At 62.6% G+C, this 17152-nt stretch carries 15 protein-coding genes and 1 other RNA gene; 10 read left to right on the plus strand and 6 right to left on the minus strand.

Annotated features, from left to right (window positions below):
* Positions 1–521 precede the first annotated feature (521 nt).
* The 4 genes from ABK249_RS26285 to ABK249_RS26300 form a co-directional block, all read right to left on the minus strand.
* Positions 522–893, minus strand: a complete 372-nt coding sequence (locus tag ABK249_RS26285; RefSeq protein ID WP_348864489.1) for a VOC family protein — start codon at positions 891–893, stop codon at positions 522–524.
* A gap of 69 nt (positions 894–962) precedes the next feature.
* Entirely contained in the window at positions 963–1658 is a 696-nt protein-coding gene (locus ABK249_RS26290; RefSeq protein ID WP_348864490.1) for a helix-turn-helix transcriptional regulator, read from the minus strand.
* Positions 1659–2177: 519 nt separating this feature from the next.
* Positions 2178–3155, minus strand: coding sequence for an NAD(+) diphosphatase (nudC, locus tag ABK249_RS26295; RefSeq protein ID WP_348864491.1), 978 nt, complete (start codon positions 3153–3155; stop codon positions 2178–2180).
* Between the two features lie 2 nt (positions 3156–3157).
* Positions 3158–3586, minus strand: a complete 429-nt coding sequence (locus ABK249_RS26300; RefSeq protein WP_037151879.1) for an HIT family protein — start codon at positions 3584–3586, stop codon at positions 3158–3160.
* Positions 3587–3812: 226 nt separating this feature from the next.
* Here ABK249_RS26300 and ffs point away from each other — a divergent pair.
* The 6 genes from ffs (at position 3813) to ABK249_RS26330 (ending at position 8992) form a co-directional block, all read left to right on the plus strand.
* Positions 3813–3909: signal recognition particle sRNA small type (ffs, locus tag ABK249_RS26305), an RNA gene on the plus strand.
* 77 nt (positions 3910–3986) lie between these two features.
* The gene (locus ABK249_RS26310; protein WP_348864492.1) at positions 3987–5885 is read left to right on the plus strand and encodes a DNA polymerase III subunit gamma/tau; all 1899 of its coding nucleotides are present in this window, start codon (positions 3987–3989) and stop codon (positions 5883–5885) included.
* Between the two features lie 17 nt (positions 5886–5902).
* Complete coding sequence (locus ABK249_RS26315; protein WP_037151643.1) at positions 5903–6226, plus strand: YbaB/EbfC family nucleoid-associated protein; 324 nt, start codon at positions 5903–5905, stop codon at positions 6224–6226.
* A gap of 29 nt (positions 6227–6255) precedes the next feature.
* A complete protein-coding gene (locus ABK249_RS26320) occupies positions 6256–6867 on the plus strand; it encodes a LysE family translocator (protein ID WP_348864493.1) in 612 nt (203 codons plus the stop codon).
* An 88-nt stretch (positions 6868–6955) separates the two neighbouring features.
* The gene (recR, locus tag ABK249_RS26325; RefSeq protein ID WP_227704893.1) at positions 6956–7561 is read left to right on the plus strand and encodes a recombination mediator RecR; all 606 of its coding nucleotides are present in this window, start codon (positions 6956–6958) and stop codon (positions 7559–7561) included.
* Positions 7562–7759: 198 nt separating this feature from the next.
* Positions 7760–8992 carry a lytic murein transglycosylase gene (locus ABK249_RS26330; protein ID WP_348864494.1) on the plus strand — a complete coding sequence of 411 codons (1233 nt, stop codon included), beginning with the start codon at positions 7760–7762 and terminating at the stop codon, positions 8990–8992.
* On the opposite strand, the gene ABK249_RS26335 is transcribed toward ABK249_RS26330, so the two are convergent.
* On the minus strand, positions 8993–9448 hold the full coding sequence (locus tag ABK249_RS26335; protein WP_348864496.1) for a GNAT family N-acetyltransferase: 456 nt from the start codon (positions 9446–9448) through the stop codon (positions 8993–8995). It lies immediately after the preceding gene.
* A gap of 11 nt (positions 9449–9459) precedes the next feature.
* On the minus strand, positions 9460–11091 hold the full coding sequence (locus ABK249_RS26340; RefSeq protein WP_348864497.1) for an MFS transporter: 1632 nt from the start codon (positions 11089–11091) through the stop codon (positions 9460–9462).
* 241 nt (positions 11092–11332) lie between these two features.
* Between ABK249_RS26340 and rimP the strand changes: the two genes are divergently transcribed.
* The 4 genes from rimP (at position 11333) to infB (ending at position 17152) form a co-directional block, all read left to right on the plus strand.
* Positions 11333–11920 (plus strand): ribosome maturation factor RimP, encoded by a 588-nt coding sequence (rimP, locus tag ABK249_RS26345; protein ID WP_348864498.1) that lies wholly within the window; start codon positions 11333–11335, stop codon positions 11918–11920.
* Between the two features lie 65 nt (positions 11921–11985).
* Positions 11986–13602 (plus strand): transcription termination factor NusA, encoded by a 1617-nt coding sequence (gene nusA / locus ABK249_RS26350; RefSeq protein ID WP_037151664.1) that lies wholly within the window; start codon positions 11986–11988, stop codon positions 13600–13602.
* Complete coding sequence (locus tag ABK249_RS26355; protein ID WP_152601134.1) at positions 13599–14291, plus strand: RNA-binding protein; 693 nt, start codon at positions 13599–13601, stop codon at positions 14289–14291. Before nusA ends, ABK249_RS26355 begins: the two co-directional genes overlap by 4 nt.
* A 101-nt stretch (positions 14292–14392) precedes the next feature.
* On the plus strand, positions 14393–17152 hold the full coding sequence (gene infB, locus ABK249_RS26360) for a translation initiation factor IF-2 (protein WP_227704887.1): 2760 nt from the start codon (positions 14393–14395) through the stop codon (positions 17150–17152).

Raw genomic sequence — 17152 nt, forward strand, 5'->3', positions numbered from 1 at the left:
GCGCAACTCCGGTTCCTCTGCGGCGATATGGTCTTACGTCCTTGCGGATGCCATACCGGGTTGTGTGCGACACACGCACGCCCCGCCTTGAGGCGAGAGGGGAACCATTTTCTGCGCAGCCCCTGACGACCCGCCTGCATCAACGGCAGACCGAAAGGGCACCGGTCCCATCTCGCCGGCGATGCTTGAACCGGTGTAGCCGAAACGGAACGCGAAGATTGTAGGCATGGGTTGAAAGGGCGGGGATGAACGGGAGTGATTTTTCCTGTCGATTTTTGCCAAGGTTTTGATTTGCCTCGCCATACCCCCTCTGCCCTGCCGGGCATCTCCCCCACGGGTGGGGAGATCACAAGTGGCGTGATCCTCGCTTCCAAACTGCCGTTGCAAACGCGGGACGCTCACTCGGGACACTCGATGAAAGGCTGTGAGCAGGCGTCCAGCCAATCTCCCCCCTTGTGGGGGAGATGCCCGGCAGGGCAGAGGGGGGTGCCACGCCCGCCGCTGCCGACCGCCTTTCGCGCTTACTCCGCGCTCATCGAATAGACCCGCAGGCGATGGCCGTCCGGATCGGTCATGACGAAGGTGTAGCCGAAATCCATCTGCACCGGCGTTTGCAGCACCCGCATGCCGCGTTTCGCCCAATCCGCATAGATTCTGTCGACATCGGCCGCATTTTCGCGCCTGAAGCAGATCTCCATCCCGCCGCTGCCGTCCGTGACGAGCGGCTCAGCCGTGTGCCGTGACCAGAGGCCGACCTTGAGACCGGTCGGCAGTACGAAAAGCGCGAAAGTCGCCGAACGTTCGACGGGATCAACGCCGAAGAGAGATTGATAGAATTCCGCGCTTGCGAACGGGTTGTCGACGAAGAGAATAACGAAATCGGGATGAACCATGTCAGTGCTCCTGTGCTTGAGACCGACATGACGCTATCGCACCCTGCTGTCAGATAATGGCAGTAGCGATCACCGCTCTTCGGGAATCCCCTGCATCTTGCGCCACTCCTTGAGGAGCACCTGCCGGCGGCGGGGATAGCGCTGTTCCGTCGACGTGACGGAAATCATACGATCGGTGCGGAAATGCCGAAAATTCTGCCTGAGCTCACACCAGGCAACCAGAACCCGGACGCTGTCGAAGAAACCGAGCGCGAAGGGCCAGACTTTCCGGGTCGTCAGTGTGCCTTTGTCATCCTCATAGGAGAGTTCGAGAATGTGTTCGGCCCGGATCGCCTTCCGGATCAGGCCGAGATCCGCCTTGTCCTCCTGCCGGCGCGGCGCGCCGACAAGCAGGGTCGAGGTGTCGAGGTTCTGCTTGAGCTCAGGCGGCAGGACAGCGGCGATCTTGGCAAGCGCATCCACGGCACCGGCGGCCAATCGCGGATCGGCTGTCTTCGCCACCCAGCGGGAGCCGAGCACCAGTGCCTCGATTTCCTCTTCGGAAAACATCATCGGCGGCAGCATGAAGCCCGGCTTCAGCAGATAACCGAGGCCCGCCTCCCCCTCGATGAAGGCGCCCCGTGCCTGAAGGCTTGCGATATCCCGATAGAGCGTGCGCAGGCTGACGCCTGTTTCGGCAGCGAGTTTCGCACCGCTGACCGGCTGGCGATAACGTCGGAGCACCTGGAGAAGGACCAGCAGACGTTCCGAGCGGGCAATGGTCATGAAGTTGAAACCTCAACGAAGGCAAAGGGCTAGGATTGCCACCCCCCTCACCAACAAAATCTAACACTTAGCTAAAGCTAAGATGTTGATTTTGTAACCTCTCCCACCAAGGGAGAGGTAGGCCCGCGGCGGCGCGGCATTTCTATCTCTCCCCCCTGTGGGAGAGAAAGCAATTTCAGCACCTTAGCAAAGCTAAGTGCTAGAAATTGCAAGTGAGGGGGTAGAGAGCAGTCAGGCATAGCCTGACGCTCTGCCCTTCGAAATGATTCACCTGATCATTCCGTAGGCTGCGCCTGACCGCCCGGCCCTTCGCTTGAGCTCAGGGCGTTCCTCGCTGCAATCGATTCACTGGATCGATTGCTCAGGCTGCGCCTGACCGCCCGGCCCTTCGCTTGAGCTCAGGGCGTTCCTCGCTGCAATCGATTCACTGGATCGATTGCTCAGGCTGCGCCTGACCGCCCGGCCCTTCGCTTGAGCTCAGGGCGTTCCTCGCTGCAATCGATTCACTGGATCGATTGCTCAGGCTGCGCCTGACCGCTCGTCACTCCACTCGATCCAGTCGCGCAGCAGGCGGTGGGCGATCGCGCCCCTCGCCGGCGCAAAATGAGGGCTGTCCGGACCGGCATCCAGCATCGCGGCGACCTCCGCGCGCTCGAACCAGCGGACGTCCGCCATTTCCTGCGGATCGATCTTGATCTCGGTGGACGTCGCTTCGGCATAGCAGCCTATCATCAGCGAATGCGGCATCGGCCAGGGCTGGGAGGCGTGGTAACGCACCCTTCCCACCTCAATGCCGGATTCCTCGAAGGTTTCGCGGCGGACCGCGTTCTCGATCGTCTCGCCCGGCTCGACGAAACCGGCAAGACAGGAATACATCCCTTCCTGGAAATGGTGACTGCGGCCGAGCAGGCAACGGTCCCGCTCGATATCCACCGTCAGCATGATCACCACCGGATCGGTACGTGGAAACGTCATATGCTGGCATTGGGTGCAGACACGCTTGTAGCCGCCGATCTTCGGCTCAGTCGGAGAACCACATTTGCCACAGAAGCGGTTGGCGCCGTTCCAGTTGAGGAGCGCTACGGCCTGTGCGATCTCGCCCTGCAGTTCGCCCTCGATCAGCGAATCACGGAAGAGCGCCCGCGCCTCCGTCGGTTTGTAATGGCTCGCCAAGCCCTCGACCGGGATCAATACCGGCACGGCAATCCTCGGCTCACCATTCTCCTTGTAGCCGAGCAGAACGGCGTTATCGAAATCAGGTTCGAGTTCAGCGAGTTCGTAAGGCGCGAACAATGGATCGAGGATCTGGCCGTCGTGCTTCAGGATCAGCCGGCTGCCGGTGAAGGCGAAGATATGCATGCCCTCGACCGCGAGCGCTTTCTCCAGGCAGTCGTCGTCACGATATTCGGCCTGCCGGTCCAGCTTGTTGCCGGAAAAGGCGGTGAGTTCGCTCGGCTCTGGATGCGGTGCGTCGGTTTGGAAAAGAGTTGCGGTCATGATCAGAGAGCTTCAATGAGTTTCTTGAGGAAATCCTGCTTCTGCGGTTCGTCATAAGGCACCGCCTGACCGAACCCCCAGACGGGACCGGGCCAATTGGGATCGCCCTCGAACCGAGCTATGACGTGGACATGCAGTTGGCGAACGATATTGCCAAGCGCGCCCACGTTGACCTTCGTCGCGCCGGTTGCCTCTTTCAGCGCCGCAGCCACCGTATTCGTCTCGAAGGCCAAAAGCGCCTGGTCGAGCGGAGTGAGATCGAATATCTCGACCATGCCGTTGCGTTGCGGCACCAGCATCAGCCAGGGCCAGCGGCTGTCTTTCAGGATACGGAGTTGGCAGAGACCCAGCACCGTCACGAGATCCGAATCCCGAGCGAGTCTCCCGTCCAATTCGAAATCGCTCAAGCTCTCCTCCCGTTTGTTTTTCATTCGATAGCAGTTTTTGCCGATCCGGCGGTCCGGTTCCAACATCTGCATATCCTTGGCGCACCTTCGCAAGCAAATGTTGGAATCACAAGGACCACAAGCAAGCATATGATTTCCAGTGGAATTTTCGGATCGATATCTGATCTGAAAAGGGCCGCGAACGAGATTCGAATGTCAAATTCATTCCACCAGCTTGCATTTGGAAGCGTTATTGCCGATATGTGCGACGGGAGGTTGGTGGTGGACGAGCCACTCGCCAACCGGGTCAGGTCCGGAAGGAAGCAGCCCTAACGAGCCCGGCACGGGTCGCCGTGCCAGCCTCCCACCTCAATTCGATACCATCTTGGTCAGCTTCCGGTCCGGTCAAGTGGCTGGAACGGCCCGCGCAGGCTGGCAGGACTTTATGAGCGATACCGGGCCCACACAGACGAGCACCCCCACCGGAAACGGATACCGGGTGCTCGCCCGCAAATACCGTCCCAAGGATTTTTCGGACCTCATGGTCGGCCAGGAGCCGATGGTCCGCACGCTGACCAACGCCTTCGAAACCGGCCGCATTGCGCAGGCCTATATGCTGACCGGCGTACGCGGTGTCGGCAAGACGACGACCGCCCGCATCCTCGCCCGCGCGCTGAACTACAAGACCGCGGAAATCGACAAGCCGACGATAGACCTTCGCATTCCCGGCGAGCACTGCCAGGCGATCATGGAAGGCCGGCATGTCGACGTGATCGAGATGGACGCCGCCTCGCATACCGGCATCGACGACATCCGCGAGATCATCGAGCAGGTGCGCTACCGGCCCGTCTCGGCGCGCTACAAGGTCTATATCATCGACGAAGTGCACATGCTCTCGACGCAGGCCTTCAACGGCCTGTTGAAGACGCTCGAAGAGCCGCCGGAACATGTGAAATTCATCTTCGCGACGACGGAAATCCGCAAGGTTCCGATCACGGTGCTTTCGCGCTGCCAGCGATTCGATCTTCGCCGCATCAGCGCCGCCGATCTCGTCGGCCTTTTTTCGACCATCCTGGAAAAGGAAGGCATCCCCGCCGAACCGGAAGCGCTCGCCATGGTCGCTCGCGCCGCAGAAGGCTCGGCGCGCGACGGGCTGTCGCTGCTCGACCAGGCGATCGCCCATGGCGGCGGCAGCGTGCAGGCCGAAACAGTGCGCGGCATGCTGGGCCTTGCGGACCGCGCCCGCATCGTCGATCTCTTCGAGCATATCGTGCGCGGTGACGTGACGGCGGCACTTTCCGAGTTCGGCGCGCAATACGAAGCCGGCGCCAATCCGGTGGTGGTGCTGACCGATCTCGCCGACTTCACCCATCTCGTCACCCGCTTCAAGTATATTCCCGATGCGGCAAACGACCCGTCGCTCAGCGAAATCGAGCGCGTACGCGGCCGGGAATTCGCCGACAGCGTCGCGGTGAGCACGCTGTCGCGGATCTGGCAGATGCTGCTCAAAGGCATTCCGGAAGCGGAAAACTCTTCGCGTCCCGCCGGTGCGGCCGAAATGGTGCTGATCCGGCTTACTCATGCCGCCCATCTGCCTTCGCCGGAAGAGGCCGCACGCCGGCTGGGGGATTTCTCCGGCAGCGGTGAAGGCCAACGCCCTGCCCCATCCCCGAACGGCAATGGCGCCAATGGGGGCGGAAGCCGGCCAGTTTCGCCGCAGCACGCATCGGTCAATGCCCGCGGCACGGAGATGTCGGCGCCACGCGTGCCGGCCGAAGTCTCAGGACGTGGGCCTACCGCCATGCTGCAATCGGTTCCGACGCCGGAGCGGCAGGAAATGCCGGTCGGCCGGATCGAGGAACAGCCCGCGGAGAAACCGCAGCCGAAAGTGCCGGTCAATTCGCTGCAGGACATCGTCGAGCTTTGCACCCAGAACCGCGATCCGAAGCTGAAGGCGCTGGTGCGCAATTTCGTGCGGTTGGTGAAGCTGGAGCCGGGGCGGCTCGATATGCGGTTGGCCGATGGCGGTCCGAATACGCTGCCCGGCGAGCTTGGCGTCAAGCTCAAGGAATGGACCGGCATTCACTGGGTCGTCAGCATCAGCAAGGAGGAGGGCGCGCCGACGCTGGTCGAGGCGGATAACAATGCCCGCGAAGCCCGCCTTACGGATGCCCGCGCCGACCCGGACGTGGCGGCGATCCTCGCCCAGTTTCCGGGGGCCAAGATCACCGACGTGCGTATCCGCGCCGCAGAAGAAGAGAACGAAACCGAGGAAGCGCCGGCACCGGCGACCGCGGAATCCGAAGAGGGCGACATCCTGCCCGGCGACGACATCGAGCTATAGAAGAAGAGGACAGAGAGATGCGCGACATCATGGGCATGATGGGCAAGGTCAAGGAAATGCAGGCCAAGATGGAGAAGATGCAGGCGGAGATCGCCGCTCTCGACGTCGAAGGCACATCCGGCGGCGGCCTCGTCACCGTCAGGCTCAACGGCAAGGGCGAAATGCTCGGCCTCAAGATCGACCCGTCGCTCTTCAAGGAAGACGATGTCGAAATCCTCGAAGACCTGATCGTCGCGGCCCACAAGGCCGCCAAGGAACGCGCCGAGCAGCTTGCCGCCGAAAAGACCAAGGAACTGACTGCCGGCCTGCCGATCCCGCCCGGCATGAAATTGCCGTTCTGATCATTCCATCGGAGGGATAGGAGGCTCCAATGACACTGACATCGCTTCTGGTCTTCGCGGCGGCGCTGTTCGTCGCCGCGGGTTCGCCAGGCCCGAGCATTGCTGCGCTCGTCGCCCGCGTGCTTTCCAAGGGCTACCGCGACGTGCTGCCCTTCCTGGCGGCGATGTGGGTGGGCGAAGCCGTGTGGCTCTCCTTCGCGGTGGCCGGCCTTGCTGCGATTGCTGAGAGCTTCCACGTCGTCTTCGTGGCGATCAAGTGGATCGGCGCCTGTTACCTGCTCTATCTTGCCTGGAAAATGTGGTTTGCCGAACCTGCCGGCCCCGGTGAGGACCTCCCCGAAAGCCGCTCGGCGCTGAAGATGTTCTTTGCCGGGCTGACCGTGACGCTCGGCAATCCGAAGATCATGATGTTTTACGTGGCGCTCCTGCCTTCGATCATCGACCTCGGCGGTGTGACGCTGACCGGCTGGCTGGAACTGGTTGCCGCGATGTTCATCGTCCTGGTCGTCGTCGATCTCGCCTGGGTGCTGCTCGCCGCCAAGGCTCGGCAGTTCCTGAAAAGCCCGCGCGCCGTCAGGATCGCCAACCGTTTCTCGGCCGGAACGATGGCGGGTGCGGCAGCGGCCATCGCGGCGCGCTGAAATACAGCTTCCGGTTCGGTCACAGGTTTTATGGAACGCCGGTTCCTGCGCGATTCCGTTTTACCGGCATTTGAGGTACAAGCGCCGCATGGCAAAGCGAGTCACCGGCCCCGAAATCGAAAAACTCATCCAGCTTCTGGCGAAGGTCCCGGGCCTCGGGCCCCGCTCCGCACGCCGGGCGGCGCTGCATCTCATCAAGAAGAAGGAGCAGCTTCTCGGCCCCCTGTCGCATGCCATGGGCGAGGCCTATGACAAGGTGAAAATCTGCTCGCGCTGCGGCAATGTCGATACGGTCGATCCCTGTAGCGTATGTACCGACGAGCGGCGCGACCAGTCGGTCCTGATCGTCGTGGAGGACGTGTCCGACCTCTGGGCGCTGGAACGCGCCGGCGCGATGAACGCCGCCTATCACGTGCTCGGCGGCACGCTCTCGCCGCTCGACGGCATCGGCCCGGACGATCTCAACATCCGCGGGCTGATCGACCGGGTGAACGAGGGCAACATCCGTGAGGTCATCATCGCCGTCAACGCCACCGTCGAGGGGCAGACGACGGCGCATTATATCACCGACCAGCTTTCCGGCATCGACGTGAAGATCACGCGGCTGGCGCATGGCGTGCCGGTCGGCGGCGAGCTCGACTATCTCGACGAGGGCACGCTGACGGCGGCGCTCAGGGCACGGACGGCGATATAGAGTTTCGGAAGGAGACCGATGAGCAAGCTCGCCCCCCTCTGGCCTGCCGGCCATCTCCCCCACAGGTGGGGAGATCAGCAAGATGCTCCCACACCGCTCCAATCGCGAGGTTTGAGGTGGGCGAGACGTAGCACCAAATCGATCTCCCCCCTTGAGGGGGAGATGGCCGGCAGGCCAGAGGGGGGTGTTTTCAGACGCATGGCCGCGTTGCTTTTCGCGGCAATGGCGATGCTTTTTCCCCTCCCCTCCCTCGCGCAGAACCGGCCGGACATCGAAAAGCAGTTCCAGCGGTGGATTGTCAGCGACCTTGGTCCTGACGCGAAGAGGGCGGGGATTTCCGAGAGGACGCTGAAGGCCGCATTCCGGGGCATCGCTCTGAACTGGACCCTGCCCGATCTCCTGCCGCCAGGCACGAAGCCTCCGAAACAGCAGGACCAGAGCCAGGCGGAGTTCTCATCGCCGGGTGCCTATTTTTCGGAGAAGCGGCTGCAGGGTCTGACGGCGACCGGGCGCGGGCTTTTTTCCACCCATGCAGCAACGCTGAAGAAGATCGAGGCGGCTTATGGCGTGCCGGGCGAGATCATCGTGGCCATATGGGGCCGCGAGTCGGGCTTCGGGCGCGCAAAACTGCCCTATTCCGCCGTGCAGGTGCTCGCAACCAAAGCCTTCATGTCAACTCGCAAGCAGATGTTCCGAGAGGAGCTGATCGCCGCGCTGACGATGATCGAGCGGGGCGATGTCGATGCGGCGACCATGAAAGGATCGTGGGCGGGCGCGCTCGGCCAGCCGCAGTTCATGCCGTCGAGCTACCTGAAATATGCCGTCGACTTCGATCGCGACGGGCATGCCGATATCTGGAATTCGGTGCCGGACGCGCTCGCCTCGATTGCCCATTACCTGCAGAAGGAAGGCTGGCAACGCGGCCGCGACTGGGGGTTCGAGGTCACCATTCCGGCCAATGTCTCATGTGCGCAGGAAGGGCCTGACCTTGCAAAGCCGATCTCGACCTGGGCGGCGGCCGGCATCACCCGCATTTCCGGGAAGGCGTTCCCTTCCGCCGATCTCAAGGCTGCCGGAATGATGCTGGTTCCCGCCGGACGGCACGGGCCGGAATTCATCGTCACACCGAATTTCTATGTGCTCAAGCAATACAACAATTCCGACCTCTACGCGCTCTTCATCGGCAACCTGGCCGACCGCATCGCCAATGGTGGCGGACCGTTCCGGGCAAGCTGGGGCGATGTCGGAAAAATGCTACGTTCGGACGTGCTCGCCATGCAGAAGGCGCTGGTCGCCAGGGGATATGATGTCGGCAATGTCGACGGTCTGCCAGGCTACAAGACCCGCCGCTCGCTGGGCGACTGGCAGGCGAAGAACGGGCTTCAACCCACCTGCTTCCCCGACCCTTCCCTCAAAGGAAGGATCAGGTAGTCAGAGACTGCGTTTCAGTCCTTCATGGCTCGCGGTGAAACCGAGCTTCTCATAAAACCGGATGGCGTCGAGCCGCGCCTTGTCGGAGGTCAGTTGCACCAGCTTGCAGCGGCGCTCCGCCGCCTGTTGTACCGCCCATTCGATGAACTGCGATCCAAGCCCGCTGCCACGCTGATCAGCTGCGATACGCACGCTCTCGATCTGACCCCGCCACATGCCGGCGCGCGAGAGGCCGGGAATGAAGGAGAGCTGCAGGCAGCCGACCACCCTGTCCCCATCATCCACCGCAACGGCGAGAAGCTGGTTTTCATCCATTTCGATCGCCGCGAAAGCCTGCTCATAGCAGGGATCGACCGGATCGGAGACAATTTCGCGCGACCGGCCGAGAGGATCGTCAGCCAGAAGGCCAACGATGGAGGACAGATCGGAATGGCTCGCTTTTCGAAAGGAAAACATACGCCCGTGCCTCAGTGATGCAGATCAGGTGGTGATTTGTGGAACACGTCATTTCGCGGCGGGATGGTCTGGCGTTCGATCATGCGGTGGGCGCGCGGGCCCTCCTCGCCGCGATGGAGACGGCGGATCGCATCCCATACCTCGGCATCCGCCTGGGTCCTGCGCTGGTTATGCCTGACGTAATCGGCCCAGGTCGCCGTGTGATACGTCTCGGTCCAGATCTCCGGATGTTCGAGATCCCGCATCAGCGCCCATTGCCGCGCGCCATCACGAATGCGAATGCGCCGCCGACGCGACATGAGGGTCAGGAATTCCGGCACGTCCTCGTCGGCGATGGTGTAGTCCACCAATGATACGATCGGCCCGCTGCGCATCTGCAGATCGAGCCTCAGCGATGGGGCGCTGAACCGGTTCACCGGATCGAGGTTGAGATCAACGAACTGCGGCAGAGCAAGACGAAGCCCGATCACCACCCCCACCAGCATGGCAAGGCTGGACAGTGTCAATGCGATCGAAACTCCTAATGTCTCGGACAGGACACCCCATAGCCAGCTCCCCCCGGCAATACCTCCGAAGGCTGCGGTTTGATAAAACGAGAGCGCCCGTCCGACCACCCAGCGCGGCGTGGAAAGCTGTACGGTCGTATTGAAAAGCGAGAGCGCCAGGACCCAGCAAGCCCCCGGAACGAGAAGGGCAAACGTGGTGACCCAGGCGCTTGAGCTCAGGCCGATGACGGCGGCGCTCGCCGCGAAGCCGAGGAAAGACAGCCGGACGATCATTTCGCTCGACATCTTCTCGCGCAGGCGTGAATTGGCCATGGCGCCGGCGATCGCGCCGACCCCGAAAGCGCCGAGCATGATGCCGTAGGTGAGCGGGCCGCCGGAGACGAGGTCGCGTGCGACGATCGGCAAAAGCGCTAGGATGGCGCTTGCCGAGATGCCGAAGACCAAGGCGCGAAACAGAACGTTCAGGATGTTCGGCGACATAACCACGTAGCCGAAACCAGCCGAAAGCGCGCGTAAAAGCGTTTCCCGCGGCAGCACGTCGTCGCGCTTTTCAGGTTTCCACCGCAAAAGCGCATAGATCAGTGTGAAATAGCTGCAGGAGTTGACGGCAAATGCCGCAGCAGCCCCCCCTGCAGCGACGATCGCACCGCCGATCGCCGGGCCGAGGCTGCGGGTGATGTTGAAGCCGACGCTGTTGATCGTCACCGCCGCCGGAAGGACTTCGCGCGGCACCATATCGCCGACGGATGCCTGCCAAGAAGGATTGTTGAGCGCTACGCCACAGCCGAGCAGGAAAGTGAAGGCAAGCAGCAGCCAGGGGGTGAGCAGGTCGAGATAGGCGAAGACTGTGAGCGTTATCGAAACGACGAGCATGAAGACCTGCGCCGTCAACATCAGGCTGCGCCGGTTGAAATTGTCGGCGAGCGCGCCGGCGATCATCGAGAAGAGCATGATCGGCAAGGCGGTCGAGGCCTGGACCAGCGCAACCATGTCTTGCGAGTCGGATATGGACGTCATCATCCAGGCGGCGCCGACGGCCTGGATGAGGCTGCCGAAATTAGATGCGAGGCTGGCGATCCAGATCGTCCTGAATGTTTGGTGCCGGAAGGGAGCGAGAGTCGATATCCGATCAGGCACTTTGCATCCTCGTTCTTTCGTGCGTCGTTACAAACGGTTATAGACCGAGCTTATGCAAATTCCAGCGGTTCGGACCAACGAAAGAGGCAACTCTTGCAATCCGGGGTCTGAGGGCGTATATGCAAGCCATATTCTTGATCGTCCGATGAAGAGTGGGCCCGGCCGGACCCGCTCTTTTTTGTTAGGCGATCGCTCCAACCTCGGCCGGTACACCGGACGAGGGCAATGAACCGGAGAGCTTATGCCACAAACCGAAACCGAGCCGCGTCTCATCATCGAGACCGGGCTCGACCTCAGGATCGCCGAAATCATCGAGCCGCTGCTGACCGCCATGGATTACCGGCTGGTTCGCGTGCGCATGCTGAACCAGAACGGCCTGACGCTGCAGATCATGGCCGAGCGCAACGACGGAACCATGGATGTCGAGGGTTGCGAAGCCGTATCCACGGCCATTTCGCCCGTTCTGGATGTGGAAGATCCGATCGATAAGGCGTATCATCTCGAAGTATCCTCGCCGGGCATCGATCGCCCGATGGTCCGCAAGTCGGATTTCACCCGCTGGAAGGGCCATCTCGTCAAATGCGAAACGTCGATCATGATCGACAATCGCAAGCGGTTCCGCGGCAGGATCACGGAAACGGATGCGGAAGGTTTCACACTCGAGCGGGACCAGGTCGCCTATGGTGAGGAACCACGAGTGACAATCCCCTTTTCGGCGCTGGCCGAGGCAAAGCTCATTCTGACCGACGATCTGATCCGCGAGGCGCTGCGAGCCGACAAGCTTGCCAAGACGCAGGCCGCGAACCAGAACGACGAAGACGACGAATAACCGAACAAGACACAATGGCCCTTCAAGGAGAGGCCATAACAAGCGACCTACGGAGACCAACGACAATGGCAGTGAGTGCGAACCGGCTTGAACTTCTGCAGATCGCGGATGCAGTGGCGCGCGAAAAGGTCATCGACCGCGAGATCGTGCTGGCCGCGATGGCCGACGCCATCCAGAAGGCTGCCCGCTCCCGCTACGGTTCGGAAACCAATATCCGTGCCGACATCAATTCCAAGACCGGCGAAATCCGACTGCAGCGCCTCCTGGAAGTGGTGGACCACGCCGAGGACTATTCGACCCAGATTCCGCTGGCGCTTGCCCGCGACCGCAACCCCGACGCCAAGATCGGCGACTTCATCGCCGATCCGCTGCCGCCGATGGATTTCGGCCGCATCGCCGCGCAGTCTGCCAAACAGGTGATCGTACAGAAGGTCCGTGAAGCCGAGCGTGACCGTCAGTTCGACGAGTTCAAGGACCGTGTCGGCGAGATCGTCAACGGTACCGTCAAGCGCGTCGAATACGGCAACGTGATCGTCGACCTCGGACGTGGCGAAGGCATCATCCGCCGCGACGAGATGATCCCGCGCGAGAACATGCGCTACGGCGACCGTGTGCGTGCCTATGTCTACGACGTCCGCCGTGAGCAGCGCGGCCCGCAGATCTTCCTGTCGCGCACGCATCCGCAGTTCATGGTCAAGCTCTTCACCATGGAAGTGCCGGAAATCTACGACGGTATCATCCAGATCAAGTCGGTCGCTCGTGACCCCGGTTCGCGCGCCAAGATCGCCGTCATCTCGAACGATAGCTCGATCGATCCGGTCGGTGCCTGCGTCGGTATGCGCGGCTCCAGAGTCCAGGCCGTCGTCGGCGAACTGCAGGGCGAAAAGATCGACATCATTCCGTGGTCCGCAGATCCGGCGTCCTTCATCGTCAATGCGCTGCAGCCGGCCGAAGTCTCCAAGGTGGTTCTCGACGAAGATGCCGAGCGCATCGAAGTCGTGGTTCCGGACGAACAGCTCTCGCTTGCCATCGGCCGCCGCGGCCAGAACGTCCGTCTTGCCTCCCAGCTTACCGGTTGGGACATCGACATCATGACGGAACAGGAAGAGTCCGAACGTCGCCAGAAGGAATTCAACGAGCGCACCGCCCTCTTCATGGAAGCGCTCGACGTCGACGAGATGATCGGCCAGGTGCTGGCCTCGGAAGGCTTTGCGCAGGTCGAGGAACTGGCCTATGTCGATCTCGACGAAATCTCCTCGATCGAAGGTTTCGACGAGGACACGGCGACGGAAATCCAGACGCGCGCCCGCGACTATCTGGAGCGGATCGAAGCGGAAAACGATGCGAAGCGCAAGGAACTCGGTGTGTCCGACGAGCTTCGCCAGATCAACGGCATGACCGCGCAGATGATGGTCGCGCTCGGTGAGGACGGCATCAAGACGATCGAGGACTTTGCCGGCTGTGCGGCCGACGACCTCGTCGGCTGGACCGAACGCAAGGACGGCGAAACGAAGAAGTTCGAAGGCCTGTTCTCGAAGTTCGACGTTTCCCGCACCGAGGCCGAGAACATGATCGTGCAGGCTCGTCTGCTCGCCGGCTGGATCACCGAAGAGGATCTTGCCCAGCCGGAGTCGGAGCCGGAACCGGAGACCGAGGAGGCGGACGCCGCAGAACAGGAATGATGCCGCTACGGGAGACGCCGGACGCCGACGGCGATGGCGAGTGGGACGAGATCATCGTGAACGACCGGACCTGCATCGTCACACGCGAGACTGCACCGCCGGAAACCCTGATCCGCTTCGTGGCCTCTCCAGACGGGCGCGTCGTGCCCGACCTGAAGCGGCAGCTTCCCGGCCGCGGTTGCTGGATCAAGGCGGAACGGACACTTGTCGACCGGGCGGTGAATAAAAAGCTCTTCGCCCGGGCGCTGAAGACCGAGGCGAAGGCCGATGCCGATCTCGGTGCACTCGTCGACCGGCTGCTCGCGGCCGATCTGGTGGGGATGATGAACTTGGCCCGCAAAGCCGGTCAGTTCATCTCGGGCGCCACGAAAGTGGATGCCGCCGTGCGTTCGGGCGCGGCAATCGCCGTTTTCCATGCCGCCGATGCGGCACCGGACGGCGTCAGAAAAATAGACCAGGCCCGCAAGGCCTGGAAGCTCGGCTCCGATGCCGAGGAGGACATTCCGTCCTTTTCGTTCTTTACCGGAGCGGAATTGGACGAAGTGATGGGCCAGAATGCTTTTATCCATGCTTGCGCGCTTGCAGGGCAGGCGGGTGAGGGTGTAGTGAAGCGCGCAACCATGCTCGAAAAGTACCGCGATGTCGGTCAATCCGGAGCAAATGGCGGCGCTGGCCGGCGAGAACAATGACGCGGTCACCGGCGAAGGCCGGCCGCCATTTTGGAATGTACGGATTAAACGACAGGTTCTGATGGCTTCCATCCGTTCCTGTCCGAAGGAACAGGAACGGAATGACCGATAATAAAGACGACAAGACACTCGGCGTAAAGAAGACCCTCACCCTGAAGCCATCGGGGATGAGCCAGGGTACCGTGCGCCAGGACATGGGTCGCGGTCGCACGAAGGCGGTCGTCGTCGAGACGGTGAAGCGGCGGCCAACCCGGCCGATGGACGAAAAGCCAGCCTTTACTGCGCCCGCCCCCGCCCAGCAGCGTCCGGCCGAGACCGCGCAGCCGGTGCAGCAACGCCCTCAGGCGGCCGCGCCGCAACCCCGGATCCACCAGCCGGCGCCACAGAGCCAGCGCCCGCTTCCGCAGCAGGGCCAGCGCCCGTCCGGCGGTCCGTCCGGTCAGCCGCAGCGCCAGCAGCCCCAACGCCCACAGGTCCTGCACGATCTCTCCGCCGGAGAGATGGAGGCACGCCGTCGCGCACTGATGGAAGCCCAGGCCCGCGAGGTCGAAGAAGCCAAGCGTCGCGCCGAGGAAGAAGCACTCCGCAAGGTGGAGGAAGAACGCCGCAAGGCGGAAGAAGCGGAAGAAGCCGCCCGTCGTGCGGAAGAGGCCAAGCTGCAGCCGCCGGCCGCCGAAGAACCCGCCCCGGCCGGAGCCCCTGCTCTGGCACCTGCGGCTGCCGAGAGGCCGGCCGAACGTGCTGCCGCTCCGGCTGCCCGGCCCCAGGAAGCCCGCCCGCAGGCCCCGCGTCCCGCAGGTGCTCCGGCGCCCGCAGGCGTTCAGCCGGCCGCCGGTCGTGGTCGCCGTGCCAATGAGGAGGAGGAGGAGGATCGCGGTCCGCCGCGGGGCGTCCCCAATCGTGGCCGCGTGGCGGCTCCGGCACCTGCCAAGGTTCCGGCACGACCGAAGACAGAGGAAGAGCGCCGCCGCGGCAAGCTCACCATCACCACGGTGAGCGGTGAAGACGACGAGGGCAGCTCGCGCGGCCGTTCGCTCGCCGCCATCCGCCGCCGGCAGGAGAAATTCCGCCGCAGCCAGATGCAGGAGCCGCGTGAAAAGGTCGTCCGCGAGGTCATTCTTCCGGAGACCATCACCATTCAGGAACTGTCGCAGCGCATGTCCGAGCGCGCCGTCGACGTCATCAAGTTCCTGATGAAGGAAGGCCAGATGATGAAGCCGGGCGACGTCATCGACGCCGACCTTGCCGAACTCATCGCCGGCGAATTCGGCCATACCGTGAAGCGCGTCTCCGAATCGGACGTCGAAGAAGGCATCTTCGACGTTGCCGACAACGAAGGCGAACTGGTGTCGCGTCCGCCGGTCGTCACCATCATGGGCCATGTCGATCACGGCAAGACCTCGCTGCTCGACGCGATCCGCCATGCCAACGTCGTCGCCGGCGAAGCAGGCGGCATCACCCAGCATATCGGCGCCTATCAGGTGGAGCAGAACGGCCAGAAGATCACCTTCATCGATACGCCCGGCCACGCCGCCTTCACGGCGATGCGCGCCCGTGGTGCCCAGGCGACGGACATCGCCATCCTGGTGGTCGCGGCTGACGACAGCGTGATGCCGCAGACGATCGAATCGATCAACCACGCCAAGGCGGCGGGTGTTCCAATCATCGTTGCGATCAACAAGATCGACAAGCCGAGCGCCAATGCGCAGAAGGTCCGCACGGAACTGCTGCAGCACGAAGTCTTCGTGGAAAGCATGGGCGGCGAGACCCTGGATGTCGAGGTTTCGGCCAAAAACGGAACCAATCTCGACAAACTGCTCGAAGCGATCCTGCTGCAGGCGGAAATTCTCGACCTCAAGGCCAATCCGAACCGGACGGCCGAAGGCACGGTGATCGAAGCCCAGCTCGACCGTGGTCGTGGCTCGGTCGCAACCATGCTGGTGCAGAAGGGGACCCTGAGGCCTGGCCAGATCATCGTGGCCGGTGATCAGTGGGGCCGCGTGCGCGCGCTCGTCGACGACAAGGGCGAGCATGTCAAGGAAGCGGGCCCCGCCACGCCGGTCGAAGTGCTCGGTCTTTCCGGCACGCCTCAGGCAGGCGACAAGTTCGCCGTTGTCGAGAACGAAGGCCGCGCCCGCGAGATCTCCGAATACCGCCAGCGGCTCGCCCGCGACAAGGCGGCGGCTCGTCAGTCGGGTTCACGCGGTTCGCTGGAACAGATGATGACCCAGCTCCAGACTTCCGGCGTGAAGGAGTTTCCGCTGGTCATCAAGGGCGACGTGCAGGGCTCGATCGAAGCGATTGCCGGTGCGCTCGAAAAGCTCGGCACCGACGAAGTCCGCGCCCGCATCGTCCATTCGGGCGCAGGCGGCATCACCGAGTCGGATATCTCGCTTGCCGAGGCCTCCGATGCGGCGATCATCGGCTTCAACGTGCGTGCCAATGCCCAGGCACGCGCCTTCGCCGAGCGTCAAGGTATCGAGATCCGCTACTACAACATCATCTACGACCTCGTGGATGACGTGAAGGCGGCAATGTCGGGCCTGCTCTCGCCGGAACGGCGCGAGACCTTCCTCGGCAATGCCGAAATCCTGGAGGTGTTCAACATCACCAAGGTCGGCAAGGTTGCGGGTTGCCGCGTCACGGAAGGCAAGGTCGAGCGTGGTGCGGGCGTCCGCCTCATCCGCGACAACGTCGTCATCCACGAAGGCAAGCTCAAGACGCTCAAGCGCTTCAAGGACGAAGTCTCGGAAGTGCCGGTCGGCCAGGAATGCGGCATGGCCTTCGAGAACTACGAAGACATCCGCGCCGGCGACATCATCGAGTGCTTCCGCGTCGAACACGTCACGCGCACGCTTTAA

The sequence above is a fragment of the Neorhizobium phenanthreniclasticum genome (genome assembly GCF_040066075.1).
Classification (GTDB): Bacteria; Pseudomonadota; Alphaproteobacteria; order Rhizobiales; family Rhizobiaceae; genus Neorhizobium; species Neorhizobium petrolearium.

Excerpts from the sequence above, each read along its gene's own strand:
- ABK249_RS26310 (WP_348864492.1), top strand. The coding sequence starts at position 3,987 with ATGAGCGATACCGGGCCCACACAGACGAGCACCCCCACCGGAAACGGA.
- ABK249_RS26320 (WP_348864493.1), top strand. The coding sequence starts at position 6,256 with ATGACACTGACATCGCTTCTGGTCTTCGCGGCGGCGCTGTTCGTCGCC.
- nusA (WP_037151664.1), top strand. The coding sequence starts at position 11,986 with ATGGCAGTGAGTGCGAACCGGCTTGAACTTCTGCAGATCGCGGATGCA.
- ABK249_RS26315 (WP_037151643.1), top strand. The coding sequence starts at position 5,903 with ATGCGCGACATCATGGGCATGATGGGCAAGGTCAAGGAAATGCAGGCC.
- ABK249_RS26285 (WP_348864489.1), bottom strand. The coding sequence starts at position 893 with ATGGTTCATCCCGATTTCGTTATTCTCTTCGTCGACAACCCGTTCGCA.
- ABK249_RS26330 (WP_348864494.1), top strand. The coding sequence starts at position 7,760 with ATGGCCGCGTTGCTTTTCGCGGCAATGGCGATGCTTTTTCCCCTCCCC.
- ABK249_RS26290 (WP_348864490.1), bottom strand. The coding sequence starts at position 1,658 with ATGACCATTGCCCGCTCGGAACGTCTGCTGGTCCTTCTCCAGGTGCTC.
- recR (WP_227704893.1), top strand. The coding sequence starts at position 6,956 with ATGGCAAAGCGAGTCACCGGCCCCGAAATCGAAAAACTCATCCAGCTT.
- ABK249_RS26355 (WP_152601134.1), top strand. The coding sequence starts at position 13,599 with ATGATGCCGCTACGGGAGACGCCGGACGCCGACGGCGATGGCGAGTGG.
- rimP (WP_348864498.1), top strand. The coding sequence starts at position 11,333 with ATGCCACAAACCGAAACCGAGCCGCGTCTCATCATCGAGACCGGGCTC.
- ABK249_RS26300 (WP_037151879.1), bottom strand. The coding sequence starts at position 3,586 with ATGAAAAACAAACGGGAGGAGAGCTTGAGCGATTTCGAATTGGACGGG.
- nudC (WP_348864491.1), bottom strand. The coding sequence starts at position 3,155 with ATGACCGCAACTCTTTTCCAAACCGACGCACCGCATCCAGAGCCGAGC.
- ABK249_RS26335 (WP_348864496.1), bottom strand. The coding sequence starts at position 9,448 with ATGTTTTCCTTTCGAAAAGCGAGCCATTCCGATCTGTCCTCCATCGTT.
- infB (WP_227704887.1), top strand. The coding sequence starts at position 14,393 with ATGACCGATAATAAAGACGACAAGACACTCGGCGTAAAGAAGACCCTC.